This window comes from Pseudomonas sp. 8O (genome assembly GCF_902506495.1).
GTDB lineage: Bacteria > Pseudomonadota > Gammaproteobacteria > Pseudomonadales > Pseudomonadaceae > Aquipseudomonas > Aquipseudomonas chaetocerotis.
In genome coordinates this window covers 374,271-393,949 of sequence record NZ_LR733267.1, presented here as the reverse complement: position 1 = coordinate 393,949, position 19,679 = coordinate 374,271, and the positions used below count along the sequence as shown (strand labels likewise).

General features: G+C 64.3%; 17 protein-coding genes and 3 riboswitches. Of the genes, 4 read left to right on the top strand and 13 right to left on the bottom strand.

Features of this window, described 5'->3' with window-relative positions; genetic code table 11:
* Positions 1-192 precede the first annotated feature (192 nt).
* The 3 genes from GV002_RS23070 to GV002_RS23060 all read right to left on the bottom strand — a co-directional run bounded on the left by GV002_RS23070 (position 193) and on the right by GV002_RS23060 (position 2,770).
* Entirely contained in the window at positions 193-828 is a 636-nt protein-coding gene (locus GV002_RS23070) for an urea amidolyase associated protein UAAP2 (protein WP_160020590.1), read from the bottom strand.
* Between the two features lie 10 nt (positions 829-838).
* Positions 839-1,567, bottom strand: coding sequence for an urea amidolyase associated protein UAAP1 (locus GV002_RS23065; protein ID WP_160020589.1), 729 nt, complete (start codon positions 1,565-1,567; stop codon positions 839-841).
* A gap of 135 nt (positions 1,568-1,702) precedes the next feature.
* Positions 1,703-2,770 (bottom strand): putative urea ABC transporter substrate-binding protein, encoded by a 1,068-nt coding sequence (locus tag GV002_RS23060; RefSeq protein ID WP_160020588.1) that lies wholly within the window; start codon positions 2,768-2,770, stop codon positions 1,703-1,705.
* A gap of 68 nt (positions 2,771-2,838) precedes the next feature.
* Positions 2,839-2,936, bottom strand: a riboswitch (guanidine-I (ykkC/yxkD leader).
* A 333-nt stretch (positions 2,937-3,269) separates the two neighbouring features.
* On the opposite strand from GV002_RS23060, the gene GV002_RS23055 reads away from it, so the two are divergent.
* Both GV002_RS23055 and GV002_RS23050 read left to right on the top strand, forming a co-directional pair.
* On the top strand, positions 3,270-4,295 hold the full coding sequence (locus GV002_RS23055; RefSeq protein WP_160020587.1) for an isopenicillin N synthase family dioxygenase: 1,026 nt from the start codon (positions 3,270-3,272) through the stop codon (positions 4,293-4,295).
* Positions 4,292-5,224 carry a hypothetical protein gene (locus GV002_RS23050; RefSeq protein ID WP_160020586.1) on the top strand — a complete coding sequence of 311 codons (933 nt, stop codon included), beginning with the start codon at positions 4,292-4,294 and terminating at the stop codon, positions 5,222-5,224. Before GV002_RS23055 ends, GV002_RS23050 begins: the two co-directional genes overlap by 4 nt.
* A gap of 349 nt (positions 5,225-5,573) precedes the next feature.
* On the opposite strand, the gene GV002_RS23045 is transcribed toward GV002_RS23050, so the two are convergent.
* The 3 genes from GV002_RS23045 to GV002_RS23035 all read right to left on the bottom strand — a co-directional run bounded on the left by GV002_RS23045 (position 5,574) and on the right by GV002_RS23035 (position 8,770).
* Complete coding sequence (locus GV002_RS23045; RefSeq protein ID WP_160020780.1) at positions 5,574-6,395, bottom strand: ABC transporter ATP-binding protein; 822 nt, start codon at positions 6,393-6,395, stop codon at positions 5,574-5,576.
* Positions 6,396-6,436: 41 nt separating this feature from the next.
* Positions 6,437-7,252, bottom strand: a complete 816-nt coding sequence (locus GV002_RS23040) for an ABC transporter permease (RefSeq protein ID WP_108234276.1) — start codon at positions 7,250-7,252, stop codon at positions 6,437-6,439.
* A 184-nt stretch (positions 7,253-7,436) separates the two neighbouring features.
* Positions 7,437-7,537, bottom strand: a riboswitch (guanidine-I (ykkC/yxkD leader).
* 171 nt (positions 7,538-7,708) lie between these two features.
* Positions 7,709-8,770, bottom strand: a complete 1,062-nt coding sequence (locus GV002_RS23035) for a putative urea ABC transporter substrate-binding protein (RefSeq protein ID WP_160020585.1) — start codon at positions 8,768-8,770, stop codon at positions 7,709-7,711.
* Between the two features lie 52 nt (positions 8,771-8,822).
* A riboswitch (guanidine-I (ykkC/yxkD leader) is annotated at positions 8,823-8,940 on the bottom strand.
* A 233-nt stretch (positions 8,941-9,173) separates the two neighbouring features.
* Here GV002_RS23035 and GV002_RS23030 point away from each other — a divergent pair.
* Positions 9,174-9,596 (top strand): hypothetical protein, encoded by a 423-nt coding sequence (locus GV002_RS23030; RefSeq protein WP_160020584.1) that lies wholly within the window; start codon positions 9,174-9,176, stop codon positions 9,594-9,596.
* 7 nt (positions 9,597-9,603) lie between these two features.
* Here GV002_RS23030 and GV002_RS23025 read toward each other — a convergent pair whose 3' ends face one another.
* Positions 9,604-10,524, bottom strand: coding sequence for a LysR family transcriptional regulator (locus GV002_RS23025; protein ID WP_160020583.1), 921 nt, complete (start codon positions 10,522-10,524; stop codon positions 9,604-9,606).
* A 97-nt stretch (positions 10,525-10,621) separates the two neighbouring features.
* On the opposite strand from GV002_RS23025, the gene GV002_RS23020 reads away from it, so the two are divergent.
* Positions 10,622-12,409: an alkyl/aryl-sulfatase gene (locus tag GV002_RS23020; RefSeq protein WP_160020582.1), complete on the top strand. Its 1,788-nt coding sequence runs from the start codon at positions 10,622-10,624 to the stop codon at positions 12,407-12,409.
* Positions 12,410-12,521: 112 nt separating this feature from the next.
* Here GV002_RS23020 and mmsB read toward each other — a convergent pair whose 3' ends face one another.
* From mmsB to GV002_RS22990, 6 genes are all read right to left on the bottom strand, one after another.
* Positions 12,522-13,406, bottom strand: coding sequence for a 3-hydroxyisobutyrate dehydrogenase (gene mmsB / locus GV002_RS23015; RefSeq protein WP_160020581.1), 885 nt, complete (start codon positions 13,404-13,406; stop codon positions 12,522-12,524).
* Between the two features lie 122 nt (positions 13,407-13,528).
* Positions 13,529-14,632, bottom strand: coding sequence for an enoyl-CoA hydratase/isomerase family protein (locus tag GV002_RS23010; protein WP_160020580.1), 1,104 nt, complete (start codon positions 14,630-14,632; stop codon positions 13,529-13,531).
* A 109-nt stretch (positions 14,633-14,741) separates the two neighbouring features.
* Positions 14,742-15,560 (bottom strand): enoyl-CoA hydratase, encoded by an 819-nt coding sequence (locus tag GV002_RS23005; protein WP_160020579.1) that lies wholly within the window; start codon positions 15,558-15,560, stop codon positions 14,742-14,744.
* 68 nt (positions 15,561-15,628) lie between these two features.
* A complete protein-coding gene (locus GV002_RS23000) occupies positions 15,629-16,792 on the bottom strand; it encodes an acyl-CoA dehydrogenase family protein (protein WP_160020578.1) in 1,164 nt (387 codons plus the stop codon).
* A 6-nt stretch (positions 16,793-16,798) separates the two neighbouring features.
* The gene (locus GV002_RS22995) at positions 16,799-18,046 is read right to left on the bottom strand and encodes an ABC transporter substrate-binding protein (RefSeq protein WP_160020577.1); all 1,248 of its coding nucleotides are present in this window, start codon (positions 18,044-18,046) and stop codon (positions 16,799-16,801) included.
* Positions 18,047-18,143: 97 nt separating this feature from the next.
* Entirely contained in the window at positions 18,144-19,640 is a 1,497-nt protein-coding gene (locus tag GV002_RS22990; RefSeq protein WP_160020576.1) for a CoA-acylating methylmalonate-semialdehyde dehydrogenase, read from the bottom strand.
* Positions 19,641-19,679 lie beyond the last annotated feature (39 nt).

Below are 19,679 nucleotides of genomic sequence, written 5' to 3'. Positions count from 1 at the left end.
GTCCGTGGCAGAAAATTCGGGTGGCGCGTGTTGCCTATGCAGGAGGCTTTAACCGCGAACCGGCTGAGCCGGTGGATGTAGAAAGCGACATCCACCCTACGGGTTATCGCGGCTGAAGCCGCTCCTACGGGAAATGCTCAGCGTAGGGCGGGTGAAACCCGCCGGGCCTTGGCGGGTTTCACCCGCCCTACGTCAGTTCCACACCAGCACTTCGGCGGGCGTCGGGTTCCAGCCGTTGCACGGGTTGTTCAGTTGTGGGCAGTTGGAGATCAGCACGATCACATCGGTCTCGGCGCGCAGCTCCACGTATTTGCCGGGCGCGGAGATGCCGTCCTCGAAGGTCAGGCCGCCCTCCGGCGTTACCGGCACGTTCATGAAGAAGTTGATGTTGGCGCCGATGTCGCGCTTGCTCAGGCGGCCGTCGTGCAGGCTGGCACGCAGGAAGTTATCGCGGCAGCTGTGCATGTAGCGTTTGTCCAGCGCGTAGCGCACGGTGTTGCTCTCCTGCGCGCAGGCGCCGCCGAGGGTGTCGTGGCGACCGCAGGTGTCGGCGACGATGGTCAGCAGCGGGTTGCCGAGGTTGGAGTAGAGCACCGTACCGGTGGTCAGGTAGACGTTGTTCTGCTTGCGCAGGGTGCGCTGCGGGTCGAAGCGTTCACGTGGGTTGCGTGCGGCGAAGAACAGGGTGTCGATCGCCTGGTTGCCTTCGAGGTCATGCAGGCGCAGGGTCTGCCCGGCCTTGACCTCGAACAGGTAGGGTTCGCCCGCCGGGATGGTATGGCGGAAGCTGGCGGTTTCGGGATGCAGGTTGCTTGCGGTCAGGCTCATGTCGGCATCCTCAAATGTACTGGCGTTCGGTGTTGTGGAAGCCCCGGCCGTTCTCCGGGCGCGAGGTGCGGCAGAGCACGGTGATGCCGTCGCTGTCGACCTTGCTTAAGCGGAGTTGTACCGGTTTGGGCGCGTACTGCGGGTTGGGGTCCATCGGGTGCTGCAGGGCGGTGAGCACCACCAGGCAGTCCATCGGCGCGTACAGCTCGATGTAGTCGCCGGCTGTGCTGTTGCCAGGTTGGAAGCGGAAAGCACCATCGGCATCGACGTCCACGCGGCTGAACAGGTTGAGGTTCATCAGCAGGTCGAGCAGGTTCAGGTCCCACTTGCCCATTTCCACCAGCAGGTTGTCCATGCCGTTGCGGAAGAAGCCGTTGCGCAGTTCCTGGTAGCGGCCCTGGCCGTATTTCTCCAGCACTTCATCGGCATTCAGTACGCCGCCGAAGCTGTCGTGCCAGCCGCAGGTATCGGCCGTGATGGCCGCCAGCACCTTGCCCATGTCCGAGTACAGGCAGTGGCCGGCGGTGAGCTTGGCGGTGTGCTGGCACTTGAGGGTGTCGGGCAGGTTCAGGCGCTCGCTTTTCTCAGTGGCGTTGAACAGCAGCATGCTGACGTTGGCGCCGCCTTCGATATCGGTGATGCGCAGCAACTGGCCACGCTTGAGGATGAAGGAGGTGTGGCCGCCACCAGGTACGGTCTCTTCGTACAAAGTCGGGCGCAGGGTAAGGGCAGTGGTCATGGGTACCTCGGGATCAAAGCCTGGTCGTCAGGCGCCGCCAGGGGCGCCTGATCATCGTTGCGATACGGTTTAGGGCGGCTCTAAAAACGTTGGCGAGGCAGTGATGGCAACGCAGGTAGTTTTTAGAGTTGCCCGTCAGAGCTTGCCGTCGACGGCCATCTGTATGTAGCTCGGGTCGAAGCGCAGCTTGATGTTGGCGCTGTCGCCGGTCGTCACGCCGCCCGCGAAGGTCATGCCGATGGCGTCGGCGCTGCGCGCACCTTCGCCGAGGATGCCGTGCTCGAAGCTGAAGTTGGCGACCTTGGTCATGGTCTCGGGCAGGGCCGGGCTGGTGACGAAGTCCAGGGTTTGCTTCGGTGTGTAGAACAGCTTGGTGGTCGCCAGTTGCGCCTGGTAGCCGGGCAGGTCGGTGCCGGAGGCCTTGGCCATTTCGGTCAGGGCTTCGGTGGCTTCCGGGGTGCCGGACTGCATCAGTTCGATAATCTCGAACCAGGCGCCGACCAGGGCTTTGCCGAAGTCCGGGTTGTCCTTCAGGGTCTGGGTGTTGACCACCATCATGTCGAGGATTTCACCGGGGATCTTCGAGGAGTCGAACACCAGGGTGCTGCCGGGCTGGGCGACAATCTCGGCGAGCATCGGGTTCCAGGTGGCGGCAGCCTGCACGCTGGGGGTGGTGTAGGCAGCGATGATGTCGGCGTCGGAAGTGTTCACCACCGTCACGTCGCGCTCGCTCATGCCTGCCGACTCCAGCGCTCGGGCGAGGAAGTAGTGGGAGACCGACAGCTCCACCAGGTTGACCTGCATGCCCTTGATGTCGGCCAGGGTCTTGCCCTCGCCCTTGATCAGAAGGCCGTCGTTGCCATTGGAGTAATCGCCGACGATCAGCGCAGTGCTGTCCACACCACCCGCGGCGGGGATGGTCAGGGCGTCCATGTTGGTCATGGTGCAGCCGTCGAACTGGCCGACGCTGTACTGGTTGATGGATTCGACGTAGTCGTTGAGCTGCACGACATCGATGTCGATGCCATATTTCTTCGCCCATTTGTCGATGATGCCGGAGGTGCTGGCATGGCCCCAGGGCATCCAGCCGGCGTAGAGCGTCCAGCAGACGCTGAAGCTGTCTTTCTTCTCGGCGTGAGCGCTGAAGCTGAGCACCGCGGCCAGACCGGCAGCGGCGAAGGAGAACAGACGGTACTTGCGCATTTGGAACCTCCAGTCTTGTTGAGTACGGGCAGGAGTCGCGGCACGTTTCGAATCGTTCGAAAGGCGCGTTCTCCCGGGCTTTTATCCCGCCGTGTAACCTCACTGGAGGTCGATGACTCTCGGACCAGCACTTGCCAGGCAAGTCGGAACCCTAGTCATCCATTTCGCAAATTGTGGTGCCGCGATTCCGGGAAAACCCGGTTGAAACCTGCACACTCAGGCAGTAGCGAATAGCGTGCCAGCTCGCCGAAGCCCGTGGCTGGGCGCTCTGGCGACGCGGCTTGCGGTTTGCGTGCTGCCTGATGGGGCCTGAGTAGCGTTCATTGCACCGTTCGGGGGCGATTCGGCCCGTGGCATCGCGCCTTGGCGGCATTATGGCGGTGGCATGGAAATCGCTATCGATCCTGCTGCAGGGACGGCCTTGCTGCTGCCCTCGGGACGACCCGACCCGCTGCTCGTCTGGACGACCAGGTAACTCACTTGTTCAAGGGAGATTGCCATGGCGCATACCCATTTCACCTCCATTCCTCTTATCGACGTTGCCGGCCTGTATGCCGACGACCCTGCCCAGCGTCAGCGCGTTGCCGATGAGCTGGGCCGCGCGGCTCGCGAGGTCGGCTTTCTGCAGATCACCGGGCACGGCATTTCGCGTGATCTGCGCGACGGGCTGATCCAGCAGGCGCGCAGTTTCTTCGCCCGCCCGCTGGAAGAGAAGATGCGCTTCTATATCGGCCAGTCGAGCAACCACAGCGGTTACGTGCCGGAAGGCGAGGAGCAGTTCGTCGGCGGCAGCAAGGATCTCAAGGAAGCCTACGACGTCAATTACGACTACACCGAGGCGGCGCAGGTCTATCCGCTGCTGGGCCCGACCCAGTGGCCGGACTCGACGGACTTCAAACGTGAGGTGGGCGCTTATTACCGGGCGGCGCTGGCGCTGGGCGACATGCTGTTTCGTGGCTTCGCCCTGGCGCTGGGGCTGGGCGAGGACACCTTCGCCGGCATCACCCGGCATCCCACCAGCCAGTTGCGCATGATCCATTACCCGCTCGATCCCGACCCGGTGGCTGATCGTCCCGGTATCGGCGCGCACACCGACTACGAGTGCTTCACCATTCTTCTACCCACCGCCGAAGGCTTGCAGGTGCTCAACGGCGACGGGCAGTGGATCGACGTGCCGCTGCTGGAGGACGCCTTCGTGATCAATATTGGCGACATGCTCGAAGTGCTCAGCAACGGCCATTTCGTCGCCACCTCGCACCGCGTGCGCAAGGTCAGCGAAGAGCGTTTCGCCTTCCCGCTGTTCTGCGCCTGCGACTACCCGACGCGCATCGCGCCGATTGCCGGCCTGCCAGCCCGTGGTGAGCGTGCGTATGCGCCGGTGAGTTGTGGCGATCACCTGTTCGCGCAGACCGCGCAGACCTTCCGCTACCTGCGCGAGCGCCTGGAGGACGGCTCGCTGAAATTGCCGGATGGCGCGGCAGGCTTGTCCAGTTTCGGCGCGGCCTGCCGGGAGGTGAGGGCATGAACCTGCTGGAACTGGCGGCACATTACCCGCAGCGCGCCGAGGGTGGCGTACCGCACTGGATGCTCGGGCACTTCCGCCGTCGCACCATCAGCTTTGCCGATGGCCGCAGTGACGAGCGGACCCAGGTGCATTGGCTGCAAAGCCGCACCTTCACCATCGACTTGCGCCTGCCGAACGAGCCCGCGCTGCCGCTGCGGGCTTGGCAGGACTACGACGCCGCCGAGCTGCGCGTGCTCGCCAACCATGAAGGCTGGGCGGCCGACAGCGTCTGGGAGAACGGCTATCTGAGTTGGCACGGTGGCGTGTCCCTGCAACTGCACAACCGCTGGCCGGAGCCGGCGCAGTTGCAGCGCATCGGCAACTGCATGATCGAGTTCGGCACCAGTGGCGCCTATGTCGAGGACTGGCGTTTGCAGGTCAGCAGCGGGCCGTTGATCGGCCTGCGGCTGCTGGTGGAATGCGACGCTGAAAGCGGCGAGGTGCTGCAACGCGGTGGCGGCCTGATTCTCTGTGGCGACCGGCTTGGTTGGGTGCAGGGGCGGGGAGCGGATCTTGGCGAATCAGCCCTGCAACTGCGCGAGCGAGCCGAGCTGGCGCAAGGGGATGGCGAGGCGTTGGCTGCGCTGTTCGACGTCGAGACGTCGCTGGCCTACGCCGATCAGCAGGGTCGGTATCAGGTGGCGCTGTCCGCGGTGCCGGCGCGGGTGGGGCAGAGCGTCTCGCTGGAAGGCTTCGAGCTGCCGGGCGCGGGGCGCGTCTGTCAGCACCTGCAACGCCCGGATGGCCGTGCGGTGGTACGGACATTCATCATCGATACGCTGGAGCCGGACTGGCGGGCGGAACTCGCCACGCCTTGTACTGACGAGGCGCAGCGCTGGTTCGCTGCGGAAGGCGAAACGCTGTCGCGGTATCTGGAGGTGTTGAGCTGATTGGCGACAGGTTTTGTAGAAGCCCGCTTGCGGGCGATCGGCACAAGCTACAGCGGATCGCCCGCAAGCGGGCTCCTACAGGTGGTTAGCTGGCGGCTCCATAGCCCGGATGCAATCCGGGGGGAATGTGTCGGTGATCTCGTTCGCAGCAGAGGGTGAAACGCTGTCGCGCTATCTGGAGGAGTTGAGCTGATCGGCGACAGGTTTTGTAGGAGCCCGCTTGCGGGCGATCGGCACAAGCTACAGCGGATCGCCCGCAAGTGGGCTCCTACAGGTGGTTAGCTGGCGGCTCCGTAGCCCGGATGCAATCCGGGGCAAATGTGCCGGTGATCCCCGGATTCCATCCGGGCTACAGTTCGTTGCGCGCGGCGATACGCTCGGCCAGCTCGTTGGGCAATTGCGCCTGCGCCCGGCGCGCTTCGTTCAGCGGGATGTCGTAGGTGATGCGCGCGCCATAGGCGTTGGGCGCCTGCGGGTCGTGGCGCACTTTGTCGAACACCAGCAGGCGGGTGCCGAGGCTGAAGCCTTCGGACAGGTCGTGGGTGACCATGAATACGGTCAGGCGGGTTTCCTGCCACAGCTCCAGCAGCAGCGCGTGCATGTCCTTGCGAATGCCGGGGTCGAGCGCGCCGAAGGGTTCGTCGAGCAGCAGCATGCGCGGTTGCATCACCAGCGCCTGGGCGATGGCCAGGCGTTGCTGCATGCCACCGGAAAGCGCGCTGGGGTATTTGTTCAGGGCATGGCCGAGGCCGACCTTGGTGAGTATTGCCGCGGCGCGCTCGCGGGCCTCGCGCTTGGCTGCGCCGAACAGCCGGCCCAGCAGCTTCGACTTCGGCAGTTCCAGGCCCAGAGCGACGTTGTCCAGCACGCTCAGGTGGGGGAATACCGAGTAGCGCTGGAACACCACGCCACGGCTCGGATCGGGTTCGTTGGGCAGAGCCTGGCCGCTCAGCAATAGCTCGCCACGGCTTGGCCGTTCCTGGCCGAGCAGCATGCGCAGGAAGGTGGATTTGCCGCAGCCGGAGGCGCCGACCAGGGTGCAGAACTCACCCTCGTTGACCTTGATGTTGAGGCGTTCGAGCACCACCAGGTCACCGTATTCCTGCCACAGGTTGCGCGCCTCGATGAAGGCGCTTGGCGACGAGCTGGTAGCCGTGCGGGAGTCGCTCATGGCAGGTTCACTCAGCGGGACGATGTGTTGGCTGAACAGGGTCATGCCTTGCCTCCTTCATGCCAGGGGAAGCACAGGCGCAGCACCTGGCGCAGGCCCAGATCCATCAGCCAGGCCAGCAGGGTGATCCATACGACGTAGGGCAGGATCACGTCCATGGCCATGTAGCGACGTACCAGGAAGATGCGGTAACCGAGGCCATCGGTCGATGCGATGGCCTCGGCGGCGATCAGAAACAGCCAGGCCGAGCCGAGCATCAGGCGCAGCGAGATCAGCAGGCGTGGCATCAGTTGCGGCAGCACCAGGCGCAGGATCAACGTCCAGGAGTTGGCGCCCAGGGTCTGCGCCTTGATCAGCAGTTCGCCGGGAATTTCACGGGCGCGCTGTTCGATGTCACGAGCGATGCAGGGGGTGATGCCGATGACGATCAGCATCACCTTGGACAGCTCGCCGAGGCCGAAGACGATGAACAGAATCGGCAGGATCGCCAGCGGCGGAATCATCGACAGCACCGTGAGCAGCGGCGACAACGGCGCGCCGAACAGTGGCACGCTACCGGCAGCGATGCCCAGCACCAGGCCCAGCAGCGCGGCGATGCCAAGGCCGAGCCCTAGGCGTTGCAGACTGGAGGCGGTGTCCTGCCAGAACAGGTATTGGCCGCTGCGTTTGTCTTCGCTGAAGGCCAGGCGGTCGATGGCATCGACCATCTGGCTGGCGCTGGGCAGCAGCTTGTCGTTGGGGTTTTCGGCCAGGCGACTGGTCGAGGCGCTGAAGTAGACGAACAGCAGCAGGGCGAAAGGCAGCAGGATCAGCAGCAGGCGGCTGCTGCGATCCGGGTGGCGGTTGATCAGGCGCATGGATAGTCCTCGTCGGGCCTGGAACGAAATGCGTGCGCAGCTAGCAGGCGCAAGGGCGAGCTGATTTCGGGCCTTTGGGGGGGACGGCTGGTTGCCGCTGATGCGAGTGGGGCGTACCCATGATGAACCTCCAGTTTGACAGGGGCGGGCAGGAGTTCGCGGCGGTCCCCACGGATGGGGCGCGTTCTCCCGGGCTTTTGTCCCGCCGTGTAACCTCGCTGGAGGTCGCTAGCTCTCGGACCAGTCGCTCGCCTGTGGCGAGCCGGAACCCTAGCCGGCTATTGGCAAATTGTGGTGCCGCGATCCCGGCGAGCCGGGGTGTTCCTGCACGCTGGGTCCGTAGCGAACATCGTGCCAGCTAGTCGAGGCTTCTATCTCGGGGTTTTCGCCGCTGCTTGCTGCAGCAGGTGCGCGTTATTGGTGCGGCCTGTGATCGGTTTGCTGTGCGATGGGGCGTTACAGCGCCCCTTCGGCTGCCAGCTCCATATAGCGATGGTTGAAGCGCAGCAGAATGCGTTGCGGGTTGCCAAGCGGCTTTTCATCGCTGAATTCCATACCCAGATTGGTCAGGCCCATGCCGCTCTTGCCCAGCAGGCCATGCGCATCGGCAAAGCGCGCGACCCGTTGCATGAGGTCCGGCAGCTTGCCGGTACGCGCGAAGTTCAGCGCGGTGCGCGGTGAGTAGAACGAGCGCAGGGTGCCCAACTGGGCGTCGAAATCTTCCGCGGTGGTGCCGGCGGCGGCTGCCATTCTGGCCCGGGCTTCACGACCGGCCGGGGTAGGCAGGCCGAGCAGGCGCTGGGTCTCGAACCAGGCGCCGGTCAGTGCGCGGCCGAATTCCGGATGCTGAGCCAGGGTCTGACTGCTGACCACGGTGAGGTCGAGGATTTCGCCGGGAATCAGATTGGAGCTGAACACCTGGCTGACCTCGGCCTTGCGCCGGATTTCGGAGAGGATCGGGTTCCAGGTGATCACCGCGTCGCCCTTGCCGGCGAGGAAGGCATCAGCGATTTCGGTGTCGGAGACGTTGATGATGGTCACGTCGCTTTCATCGAGCAGGGCCCACTCCAGTGCACGGCTGAGCAGGTAGTGCGAGACCGAGTTCTCCACCAGCAGCACGCTTTTGCCTTTCAGGTCCTGGATTCTCTTGCCGCTGCCGCGCAGCAGCAGGGCGTCGGCGCCGTTGGAGAAGTCGCCGATGATCAGCGCGGTGCTGTCCTTGCCGGCAGCAGCGGGAATGGTCAGGGCGTCCATGTTGGTCATGCTGCAGGCGTCGAACTGGCCGGCGGTGTAGCGCTCGATGGATGCGACATAATCCGGCACTTCCTGCACCTGAATGTCAATGCCGTACTTGTCCGCCCACTTCTTCACGATGCCCTGTTCGGCGGCGTAGCCCCAGGGCATCCAGCCGGCGAATATCGACCAGCACAGCTTGAAGGTTTTAGGCGCGGCCTGGGCTGTCGGAGCGCCAAGCAGGCAGGCGCAGAGCAGGACGGTGAGCAGGGAGCGAATGGACATGGAAACCTCGGGTCATGGACGAAAGCGGGAAAGCCGGCAGTCTGGCTGCGCGTTCTCCCGGGCTTTTGTCCCGCCGTGTAACCCCGCGGCTTCCCGCCGCTGCATGAGGTCGCCCACTCTCGGACCAGCCACTCGCCGTTTGACGAGCCGGAACCCTAGTCGGCCATTACGATTCGCTACCACTGGCGATCCTGTGCATGGATCGGCTTTCCACGGCGCTGAGCAAGCGAATGCCATGCCAGCGACAGGCCGATTGTCCTGTGCGCTTGTGGTTTTGCGCCGTCGGTCACAGCCGACGAAATGAATCGCACCTGTTGCGGGCGGCGCTGTCTGACGCCTCAGGGATCACCATCCCGGAGGCCGACATCGGTCGGCGTCGTCCCAGCGGTCACAGGAGGCCGCCATGCCCTACAAGTTGCTGTTTTCCGCCTTGCTCTTGATGCTTTCCGGTTGCGCCGTTTATGGCGATGGCTACGACCGTGGTTATCACAACGGCCATGGCTATCGTTACCACGACGGTTACCGGCGCGATTACTACCCGCCGCCACGCTACTACTACGAGGAGCGTCGGCATAATTACTACCCGGCTCCTCCGCGCTACGTACCGGCGCCGCCGCCGCGTCATCACTACGGTCACGATCGCGGTTATCGCGACAGCTACAAGCACCAGCCGCCGCGACATGACTATCGCCGCGACCAGCGTCGTCAGGAGCATCGCAGCGGGCAGATTCAGCGCGGCTGGGAGGCAGGCCGCAACACGCAGCATCGTTTCTCCAACGGGCGCAGCAATAACGAACATCGTCGTAGCGGCGAGCGGCGCTGGTAAGCCTCTCTCAATCCGCCGCGTGCCCGGCGCGCGGCGTCTGTTCATCCACCAGGCGAATCGCTGTAACCATGGCCTGCGCCGCTGGCGACAGGCTGTGGCCTGCGCGGCTGACCAGGCCATAGGCCGAATGCTGATGCTGGCCCTGGGGCAACAGTGGTAGCAGAGCAAGCTGACCGCTGTGAAGTTCGTCGGCGATCACGTCCCAGGGCGCCATGCTCAGCACATCGCTGTCGGCCACCAGGCGCTTGAGCACCAGGAAATTGTCGCATTGCACGCTCAACGGTTGCGCTCGCCCGCTGGCCTGACCCAGGCTGCGCTCGACCACCTCTGGCAGCTGTGTGCCGGCGAGGGGAAAGTCGAGCAGGTCACGCAGCTGCAGGTTGCGCCGCTGCAGCAGCGGATGAGCCGGGCGGCAGAACAGCACGCCCTCGTGCACGCGCAGTGGTTCGATGTGCAACTGAGTGTCGTCCTGCAATTCGCGGATATCGGCGACGAACAGCTCGATGGCCGAGTCCAGCAGGCTGTCGCGCAGTTCCAGCCAGTTGGCGATGTCCAGTTTCACCTGCACCCGCGGATAACGCTGCAACAACTGCCCGAGCGCCTGCGGTATCAGGCGCGCGGCCGGGTAGGGGCCGGCGCCTAGGCGCAGTTCGCCGGCCTCCAGATTGCCCAACTGATTGACCGCATTGCTCAGCGCCAGGCTACCGGCAAGCAGGCGGCGTGCGTGCTCCAGCACCAGGCGGCCATGGGCGGTGAGGTTGACGCCACGACTGTGGCGGTCCACCAGGGTGCAGCCGAGCTGGCTTTCCAGTGCCTGGATGCTGCGGCTCAGCGCCGGCTGGCTGAGGTGCACGGCCGCTGCCGCGCGGGCGAAATGTTGATGTTCGGCGAGGGCGACGAAGTGGCGGAGCTGGCGTAGGTCGTTCATGCGCTTCCTGCATTAGGTTTTCTATTCGAATGCATTGGAATTATTGGTCGGCCTTTGCCAACCTGCCAGTACTCCAACAACAAGACCTTCCAACACCATGAGCCCATTCTCTCGCTTCAGCGGCCTGTTGCTGGCCGCCGCCCTGCCATTGAGCGCCTATGCCGAGCTGCCAGCCGAGCGTATCGAGGCCAGTATCAACGCCGAACTGGCTGCCCACACCAAGGTGTTCGCCCAGCAGCTCTACCGCGTCGCCGACAACGTCTATTCGGCGGTCGGCTGGCAATTGGGCAACGTGGTGATGATCGAGGCGCCGCAGGGATTGATCATCGTCGACACCGGCGAGTCGGTCAGCGAGTCGCGCAAGATCATGGCCGAGTTCCGCAAGCTCACCGACAAGCCGGTCAAGGCGGTGGTCTACACCCACTTTCATCCGGATCACATCAACGGTGTGCAGGCGTTCGTCAGCCGCGAGCAGGTGGAGCGCGGCGAGGTGCAGATCTTCGCCCATGAGACCCTGTTGCAGAATGTGGTGGCGCAGGGCGCGCTGGTCGGACCGATTCTCGGCGTGCGTTCGGCGTACAGCTTCGGTTCCTTCCTGCCGGCCAGCGATCAGGAGGGTATGAACGGTGGCATCGGCCCGTTGGTCAGGCCCGAGCCGTCGTCCTTCATCGCGCCAACCGTGACCTTTGACGAGCGCCTGGACACCACTATCGCCGGCCTCGATGTGCAGTTTTTACACGTGCCGAGCGAGGCGCCGGACGAGATCACTCTGTACCTGCCGGCCAACCGTGTGCTGATCAGCGCCGAGGTTGATCAGGGCCCGACACTGCCGAACATCCACACGTTGCGCGGCACCAAGTTCCGCGATCCGGTGCAGTGGGTCGAGAGCCTGGACAAGCTGCGCGCCTACCAGGCCGAGCATATGGTGCCGCTGCATGGTCGGCCCGTCAGCGGCCAGGACAAGGTCGAGGAAGTGCTGCGCATGACCCGCGATGGCATCGCCTACATTCACGACCAGACCGTGCGTTGGATGAACAAGGGACTGACGCCCGATGAGTTGGTGGAGAAGGTCAAACTGCCGCCGCATCTGGCCGGCTACACGCCCTACCTGCGCGAGTACTACGGCACGGTGAAGCACAGCGTGCGGCAGATCTACAACGGTTACCTGGGCTGGTTCCAGGGTGACCCGGTGGACCTTGATCCGACGCCGCCACTGCAGCAGGCCGAGCGCCTGATCGCCCTCGCCGGCGGCCGTGAAAAACTGCTGCTGGAAGCTGGCAATGCCTACCTCAAGGGCGACTACCAGTGGGCTGCCGAATTGTCCGGCTATGCCATTCGCGTCGACCACGAAGACGCGCTGGCGCGCGAGATCAAGGCGCGCAGCTTCCGCAAACTGGGCTATGCCAGCATGAACATCAACTGGCGCAACTGGTACCTGATGAGCGCCATGGAGCTGGAGGGCAAGCTCGACGGCGACGTCATCCGCCAGCGCTCGGTGGAGATGCGCAAGGTGTTCCTTTCGCCGGACATGGTGCGCAGCTTCACCCCGCAGAGCTTCCTGCAGAACTGGGTGACTCGTATCGACCCGGAAAAGGCCGGCGATGTCGAGTTGACCCTGGGCTTCAGCTTCCCCGACGTGGACGAGCAATGGGCGCTGGAGGTCCGGCGCGGCGTCGCGCAACTGCACAGAGGCATTCCCGAAGGCACCGAGTTGCGCCTGAGCATGGACAAGCGCTTCATGGAAACCCTGCTGACCGGTGAGGGTGGCCTGGTCAAGGGCGCGCTGCTCGGCGATGTGAAGGTCGACGGCAACCTGCTGGAGATTCGCCGCTTCCTCAACTGTTTCGACTTCAGCGACGAGGCGTTCGGCCTGACCCTGCGTTAGGCTCCGTGTAGGGTGCGCCATGCGCACCGGCCTATCGGGAAAAGCCCCGGTGCGCGCAGCGCACCCTACGGCGGCAGTGCGACTGTGCATGTATGCGCACTGGCTGTAGGCGCTATTCCACGAACAACTGCTGCACCACCGAGAAGTCTTGCTTGCCCTTGCCCTGCTTGAGCAGCAGGCGGTACAGCTGCAAGGCCAGGGCGCCCATCGGTGTGCTGTTGCCGCTGTGGCTGGCAGTTTCCTGGGCCAGGCCGAGGTCCTTGGCCATCAGTTCGGCCATGAAACCGCCGCTGTAGCCTTTCGATGCAGGGGCGTTTTCCATCACGCCGGGCCAGGGGTTGTACTTCTCCAGCGTCCAGTTGCCGCCGGAGCTCTGCCGCATGATCTCGGCCAGCACGGCCGGCTCCAGGCCGTTGGCGACGCCCATGGCCATGGCTTCGGCGGTGGCGATCATCTGCACGGCGAGCACCTGGTTGTTGCACACCTTGGCCACCTGGCCGGCGCCCTCGGGGCCGGCGTGGAAGATGTTCTTGCCCATGGCGGCGAGCAGCGGTCTGGCTTTCTCCAGCGTTTCGGCTTCACCACCCACCATGAAGGTCAGGGTGGCGGCTGCTGCACCGCCGGTGCCGCCGGAGACCGGCGCATCGAGCAGCGCGATGCCGCGCTCGCGGGCGGCGGCGTGCACCTTGCGCGCGGACTCCGGGGCGATGGTCGAGCACTCGATCACCAGCGTGCCGGCGGGCAGCCGCGCAAGCAGGCCTTCATCGCCCAGGTACAAGCCTTCCACATGACGGCTGGCCGGCAACATGCTGATCACTACCTGTGCCTGATCGATGGCGTCGGTGGCGCTATCGGCCGCCACGGCACCTTCGCCAGCCAGGGTGTCGACGGCGCTGCGCACCAGGTCGAAGACTGTCAGCGGATAACCCGCCCTGAGCAGGTTGCGGGCCATGGGCAGGCCCATGTGGCCGAGGCCGATAAAGGCGGTTTTGGTCATGGCAGCTTTCCTTTCTATTGGGCGCTTCGCGCATCGATTGTCATTGTTCGAGGATTGCTTGTGAGCTCTCCCGGAGCGCATCCGGGCTATATGTAGGGTGCGCCGTACGCACCGACCCGCGCTTACAGATCTGCCAACGGGTGTTCGCCCTCCCAGGCTGGCGCGAAGTGCGCTTCGACCACGGCGTCCGGGATTGCGGCCACGTCCGGCCAGTGCCAATGTGGCGTTTGATCCTTGTCGATCAGGCGGGCGCGCACGCCTTCGGGGAATTCCGGGTGGCGGCAGCAGTTCAGGCTCATGGCGTATTCCATGCGAAACACCTCGGCCAGCGACAGGTGGCGGGCGCGGCGTATCTGCTGCCAGACCAGGTGCGCCGTCAGCGGGCAGCCATTGGCCAGGGTCTTGGCGGCGCGGGCGAGCAGGGCGTCGTCATCCGCTTGCAGTGCGTTGAGCGCATGTACGGCAGCCGGCAGGTCGGCGACGTCGAGCAGCTCATCGATACGCTCGCGGCGCGGCAACCATTGGGCCGGCGGCAGTTCGCCGTGTGCTTCGTTCTCCAGCGCGCGCAGCAGGCTGTGCAGTTGCAGGTCGGCTTGTTCGCGCCAGTTCAGTTGCACCAGACCTTCGAGCAGTGCCTCTTGCTGGTCGTCGCGCAGGCAGCGGTCGGCCAGGTTCAGGTCCAGCGCATCGCGGGCATTGATGCTGGCGGCAGTGAGTCCGAGGAACAGCCCAAGGCGACCCGGCAACCGCGCCAGGAACCAGCTACCGCCGACATCCGGGTACAGGCCGATATTGATTTCCGGCATGCCCAGTCGGCTGCTCGGCGTGACGATGCGGATACCTGCGCCCTGCATCAGGCCCATGCCGCCACCCAGCACGTGGCCATGGGCCCAGCAGATGAAGGGTTTGGGGTAGGTGTGGATGCGATGGTCGAGGCGATATTCGTCGGCGAAAAAGCGTCGTGCCAGGGCCGGTATTTCGCCTGGCTGTTCGCGACACTGATTGACCAACTGCACCACATCGCCGCCGGCACAGAAGGCCTTGGTGCCGTTGCCGCGCAGCATCACGCAGGCGATGGTCGAGTCTTCTGCCCAGGCCTTCAGGCGTTCGTCGAGTGCTTCGATCATCGGCAGGGAGAGGGCGTTGAGGCTCTTTTCCGCGTCCAGGCTGGCGATGCCGATGCGGTAGCCGTGCAGGCTGGGGCGTTCTTCGAATTGCAGGTTCATATAGGTTTCCAGCGTGGTGCGGGGCGGTTCTGGTGGATGTAAAAAGCGACATCCACCCTACGGGCCTGGCCGATTGCGGTGCGCACGGCGCACCCTACGATGCCGCGGATCATTTGTTGCGCCACTGCGGGTCGCGTTTTTCCAGAAAGGCGTTGACCCCTTCGCGGGTGTCGTCGGCATCGAACAGGTCGACGAAGCGCTCGCGTTCTTCCGGCAACCAGGTGTTGGAGCCACGCTCACGGGCACCCTGGATCAGCGGCTTGATGGTACGTACCGCCACCGGGCTTTGCCGCGCCACCTTGGATGCCAGCAGCAGGGCTGTGCCGCGTGCTTCGCCAGTGTCCACCACCTGCTCGACCAGGCCGATGCGCAGGGCGGTTTCGGCGTCGATGCGTTCGCCGCAGAGGATCATGCGCTTGGCCCAGCCTTCGCCTACCAGCCAGGGCAGGGCCTGGGTGCCACCGGCGCAGGGCAACAGGCCCACGGAGGCTTCCGGCAAGGCCATCTGTGCCTGGCGTTCGGCGATGCGGATATCGCAGGCCAGCGCGCACTCCAGGCCGCCGCCCATGGCGTAGCCGTTAATCGCGGCGATGGACACGCCGCGGAAATCGCGCAGGGTCTCGAAGGCCTCACCGAAGCGCCGTGCCATCTCGCGGGCACGGGCCTTGTCGCCATCGGCGAACATGTTCAGGTCGGCGCCGGCGGAAAAGAACTTCGGCCCCTGGCCGGTCACCACCAGGGCGTACACCTCGTCGTCACGGTTGAGATGCTCGACCACCTGCTTGAGACCGATCAGCGAGTCGCGGTCCCAGGTGTTGGCCGGTGGATGGTTGATGGTGATCAGCGCGGTGTGGCCGTGCTTTTCCACGGTGAGCTTGTGGGTCAGGTCGAAGATGCCGGATTTATAGGTTTCGATGGCGGTGCTCATAACGGTCCTCGTCAATTTTCTCCCCCTCAGCCATTGATGGGCGAGGGACGGGGGAGAGGGGGAAACGCTTACAGCAGGCGATCGAGCATGCCGCCTTGCAGGAGCAGGCGACGGGCGACGATCACCCGCATGATTTCGTTGGTGCCTTCCAGTATCTGGTGCACGCGGGCGTCGCGTACCCAGCGCTCCAGCGGATAGTCATTCAGATAGCCGTAGCCACCGTGCAGTTGCAGCGCTTCGTTGCACAGGTCGAAGCATTGGTCGGTGGCGAAGCGCTTGGCCATGGCGCAGTACAGGCTGGCTTCGCCATGCCCCAGATCGAGCTTGTGCGCAGCCAGGCGCACCATCTGCCGGCTGGCGGTCAGGGCGGTGAGCATGTCGGCCAGCCTGAATTGCAAGGCCTGGAACTCGCTGAGCGGCTTGCCGAACTGCTTGCGTTCTTCTACATAGCGCAGGCTCTGCTCCAGCGCCGCCTGGGCCGCACCGAGCGAGCAACTGGCGATATTGATGCGCCCGCCATCGAGGCCCTTCATGGCGTAGACGAAGCCCTCACCTTCCGGGCCGATGCGGTGGCTGGCAGGAATGCGCACGCCTTCGAAGCTGATGGTGCGTGTCGGCTGCGCTTTCCAGCCCATCTTGTCCTCGTTACGTCCGTAGCGCACGCCGGGCGCATCGGCAGGTACCAGAAAGCAGGAAACACCCTTGGCACCATCCTCGCCGGTACGCGCCATGACGATCAGTACCTGCGTGCTTCCTGCACCGGAAATGAAGCACTTGCTGCCGTCGATCACATAGTCGCTGCCGTCGCGCCGCGCGCGGGTTCTCAGGTTGGCAGCGTCGGAGCCAGCGTCCGGTTCGGTCAGGCAGTAGGAGGCCAGCAACTGGCCGTTGATCAGTCCCGGCAACCAGGCATCCTTCAGCGCCTGGTCGGCGAAGCTGGCGAGCATCCAGGTGGCCATGTTGTGGATGCTCAGGTAGGCGGTAGTGGCCACGCAGCCCGCCGCCAGTTGTTCGAAAATCAGTGAGCTGGAGAGCCTGGACAGGCCCAGGCCGCCATCTTCTTCGCGCAGATACAGAGCCAGGTAGCCCTGTTCAGCTGCGCGGCGAATCACTTCGACAGGGAAGTGCTGCTCGCGATCCCACTTGGCAGCGTGGGGTGTCAACTCCCGCGCAGCGAAGGCGCGGGCGCTGTCGGTCAACAGACGTTGTTCATCACTGAGTTCGAAGTCCATGGCATCTCATTGCAAGGTCAGGGGTTGGTCGCCGGCGCGTCGTTCGGCCTGCCACTCGGCGAGGTTGGGCAGTGCGCTGCTGGCATCGAGGCGGTCGACGATCTCGAAGTAGTCCTGCTTGAGCGGGTCCTTGAGCACCTCGTCGCGCGGCTTGACCTTGACCGCGTAGACCGTCTGCAGGTTCTGGTGGTCGAAGGTACGCCATTGCTGCTCGTCCTTGAGCAAGGTGTAGCTGTGGCCTTCCAGCGCCTTGATCAGCGCTTCGCTGTCGAGGCTCTTGGCTCGCGTGGCGGCGTCGGCCCATTGCTGGACGATGCTGTAGGCCGATGCGGCAGAGCTGGAGGGGTACATCTCGTAGCGGGTCTTGAAGGCTTCGACGAAGGCTTCGCCACGAGCGGATTTTTCCAGCGCCGGGACACGCCAGGTCCAGGGTTCGGTGCCAATCACGCCCTGCATCAGGTTGGGACCGGCCTGTTCGACCATGCTCTGGGTCAGGTTCGGCGCGACGATCTGCATGCGCTCGGTCAGGCCCAGGTCCTTGGCGATGCGCATGGCGCGAACCAGATCTTCGCCGAACAGCACCAGGGCGAGGATCTCGGCGTTGCTGGCGGCGGCCTGGGTCAGCGCGTCCTGATAGTCAGCCAGGCGCGCACCTGGGAAGGGGATGCGCACGCTGGTGTGCTGGGCGGTATTGTCGGTGGCGGTGGCCTGACGCAGCGAGGCCTCGGTGGTGTGGCCCCAGGTGTAGTCGGAGGTGACATAGAAGTAGCGCTTGTTCGGCAGGGTCTTGCTCAGGTACTGGCCGAGCACTCGGGCGCTCATCCAGGCATTGTTGCACTCGCGGAACATGTAGCGGTGGCCATCCTTGCCAGTGGTGTCATTGGAGTAGGTGAGGGTGCCGAAGTACAGCAGACCGTGCTGCTTGGCGCGCTTGCCTGCGGCGATGGCGACCGCACTGGAGGAGCCACCGAAGAGCATCGCCGCACCCTCGGCGGCCAGCTTGTCGACGTTCTTCTCTGCCTTGGCCGGACGTGAGGCAGTGTCCTTGCTGGACAGGCGCAAAGGTCTACCCAGCACGCCACCAGCGGCGTTGATTTCATCGATGGCCAGCAGGGCTCCACGCATCTGCGCCAATCCCTCCTCCTTGTATGGTCCGGTGCGCGGGTAGTTGAGGCCGAGGGTGATGGGCTCGGCAGCCTGCGCACAGGCGGTAAGTGCGGCCCACAGGGCCAGTGTGGCGGACAGTTGGCGCATTGCAGTTCTCCTTGTTTTTGTTCTGCAGAGAACAGTTTTACGCCGCTCGTCCAGTTCGAGTGATCGTCTATTAGTCTAAGAAACGGTCACCCGGTTCTCATTTCAGCTGAATAGTCATGTTCGGGCCATCGCCGAGCGGTGTGTCGTCGAACCAGCGGCTGGTCACCGTCTTGGTTTCGGTATAGAAACGCACTGCCTGCTTGCCGTAGGCGTGCAGGTCGCCATAGAACGAACCCTTCCAGCCGGTGAAGGAGAAGAACGGCAGCGGCACCGGAATCGGCACGTTGATGCCCACCTGGCCGACTTCAATCGCGTGCTGGAAATGCCGCGCAGCGCCGCCGGAGCGGGTGAACAGGCTGGTGCCGTTGCCGTAGGGGCTGGCGTTGACCAGTTCGATGGCTTCTTCCAGGGTCGCAACCTCCATGCACACCAGCACAGGGCCGAAGATCTCCTCGCGATACAGACCCATCTTCGTCGTCACGCCACGGAACAGTGTCGGCCCGACCCAGTTGCCGTCCGGGTAGCCGTCCACCGCGCAGTGCGAGCCGTCGAGCAGGCAGTCGGCGCCTTCGGCCTTGCCTTCCTCTATCAGGCGCAGTACGCGCTGGCGTGCCTGCGGGCTGATCAGCGGGCCATAGGCGGCACCGCTGTCCTGCCAGTGACCAGGGCACAGCTCGGCCATTTGCTTTGCCAGCTCGTCGATCCACTGTTTCGATTCGCCGACGAACACCGCCACGCTGATCGCCATGCAGCGTTGACCGGCCGCGCCACAGCTGGCGCCGAGCAGGTTGCTGAGCACTTGATCCTTGGGTGCGTCAGGCATGATCACCATATGGTTCTTGGCCCCGGCGAAGGCCTGCACGCGTTTCAGATGCTGAGTGCCGGTGCGATAGACATGCTGGCCTACCGTCACTGAACCGACGAAGGACACCGCGCGTACCAGTGGATGCACCAGCAGCGCATCGACCTGCTCGCGCCCGCCATGCAGCACCTGCAGCACGCCGGCCGGTGCGCCAGCTTCGAGGAACAGTTCGGCCAGACGATTGGGCGTCATCGGGTCCTGTTCCGAGGGTTTGAGAATGAAGGTGTTGCCGCAGGCGATGGCCAGCGGAAACATCCACAGCGGGATCATCGCCGGGAAGTTGAACGGGGTGATGCCGACGCACACGCCCAATGGCTGGATCCAGCTGGCGGTGTCGATCTCGCGGGCGACGTTCTCCACTGTCTCGCCCATCATCAGGCTGGCGATGTTGGCGGCATGTTCGGCCACTTCGATACCGCGCCAGACGTCGCCCTTGGCGTCGGCGAAGGTCTTGCCGGTTTCCGCCGCGAGAATCTCCGCCAGCTCGTCGTGATGCTCCTTGAGCAGGTGCTGGTAGCGCAGCATCAGGCGGGCGCGTTCCGATACCGGTACTTCGCGCCAGGCGAGGAAGGCTTTCTGTGCACCGGTTACTGCCGCTTCGATTTCCTCGGCAGTGGCCTTGGGGGTGAGGGCGATTACCTCCTGAGTGGCCGGGTCGGTGACTTCGATCAGCTCATCGGCCTGGCTGGTTTGCCACTGGCCATCGATCAGTTGCGGCAGGGTAATGGGCATGGTCGCCTCCTGTTGTTCTTGTATGGGGTTCTTTATAGC

What these genes read in the sequence shown, in the direction of transcription:
- GV002_RS23070 (WP_160020590.1), bottom strand. Translation starts at nt 828, where the DNA reads ATGAGCCTGACCGCAAGCAACCTGCATCCCGAAACCGCCAGCTTCCGC.
- GV002_RS23065 (WP_160020589.1), bottom strand. Translation starts at nt 1,567, where the DNA reads ATGACCACTGCCCTTACCCTGCGCCCGACTTTGTACGAAGAGACCGTA.
- GV002_RS23060 (WP_160020588.1), bottom strand. Translation starts at nt 2,770, where the DNA reads ATGCGCAAGTACCGTCTGTTCTCCTTCGCCGCTGCCGGTCTGGCCGCG.
- GV002_RS23055 (WP_160020587.1), top strand. Translation starts at nt 3,270, where the DNA reads ATGGCGCATACCCATTTCACCTCCATTCCTCTTATCGACGTTGCCGGC.
- GV002_RS23050 (WP_160020586.1), top strand. Translation starts at nt 4,292, where the DNA reads ATGAACCTGCTGGAACTGGCGGCACATTACCCGCAGCGCGCCGAGGGT.
- GV002_RS23045 (WP_160020780.1), bottom strand. Translation starts at nt 6,395, where the DNA reads ATGAGCGACTCCCGCACGGCTACCAGCTCGTCGCCAAGCGCCTTCATC.
- GV002_RS23040 (WP_108234276.1), bottom strand. Translation starts at nt 7,252, where the DNA reads ATGCGCCTGATCAACCGCCACCCGGATCGCAGCAGCCGCCTGCTGCTG.
- GV002_RS23035 (WP_160020585.1), bottom strand. Translation starts at nt 8,770, where the DNA reads ATGTCCATTCGCTCCCTGCTCACCGTCCTGCTCTGCGCCTGCCTGCTT.
- GV002_RS23030 (WP_160020584.1), top strand. Translation starts at nt 9,174, where the DNA reads ATGCCCTACAAGTTGCTGTTTTCCGCCTTGCTCTTGATGCTTTCCGGT.
- GV002_RS23025 (WP_160020583.1), bottom strand. Translation starts at nt 10,524, where the DNA reads ATGAACGACCTACGCCAGCTCCGCCACTTCGTCGCCCTCGCCGAACAT.
- GV002_RS23020 (WP_160020582.1), top strand. Translation starts at nt 10,622, where the DNA reads ATGAGCCCATTCTCTCGCTTCAGCGGCCTGTTGCTGGCCGCCGCCCTG.
- mmsB (WP_160020581.1), bottom strand. Translation starts at nt 13,406, where the DNA reads ATGACCAAAACCGCCTTTATCGGCCTCGGCCACATGGGCCTGCCCATG.
- GV002_RS23010 (WP_160020580.1), bottom strand. Translation starts at nt 14,632, where the DNA reads ATGAACCTGCAATTCGAAGAACGCCCCAGCCTGCACGGCTACCGCATC.
- GV002_RS23005 (WP_160020579.1), bottom strand. Translation starts at nt 15,560, where the DNA reads ATGAGCACCGCCATCGAAACCTATAAATCCGGCATCTTCGACCTGACC.
- GV002_RS23000 (WP_160020578.1), bottom strand. Translation starts at nt 16,792, where the DNA reads ATGGACTTCGAACTCAGTGATGAACAACGTCTGTTGACCGACAGCGCC.
- GV002_RS22995 (WP_160020577.1), bottom strand. Translation starts at nt 18,046, where the DNA reads ATGCGCCAACTGTCCGCCACACTGGCCCTGTGGGCCGCACTTACCGCC.
- GV002_RS22990 (WP_160020576.1), bottom strand. Translation starts at nt 19,640, where the DNA reads ATGCCCATTACCCTGCCGCAACTGATCGATGGCCAGTGGCAAACCAGC.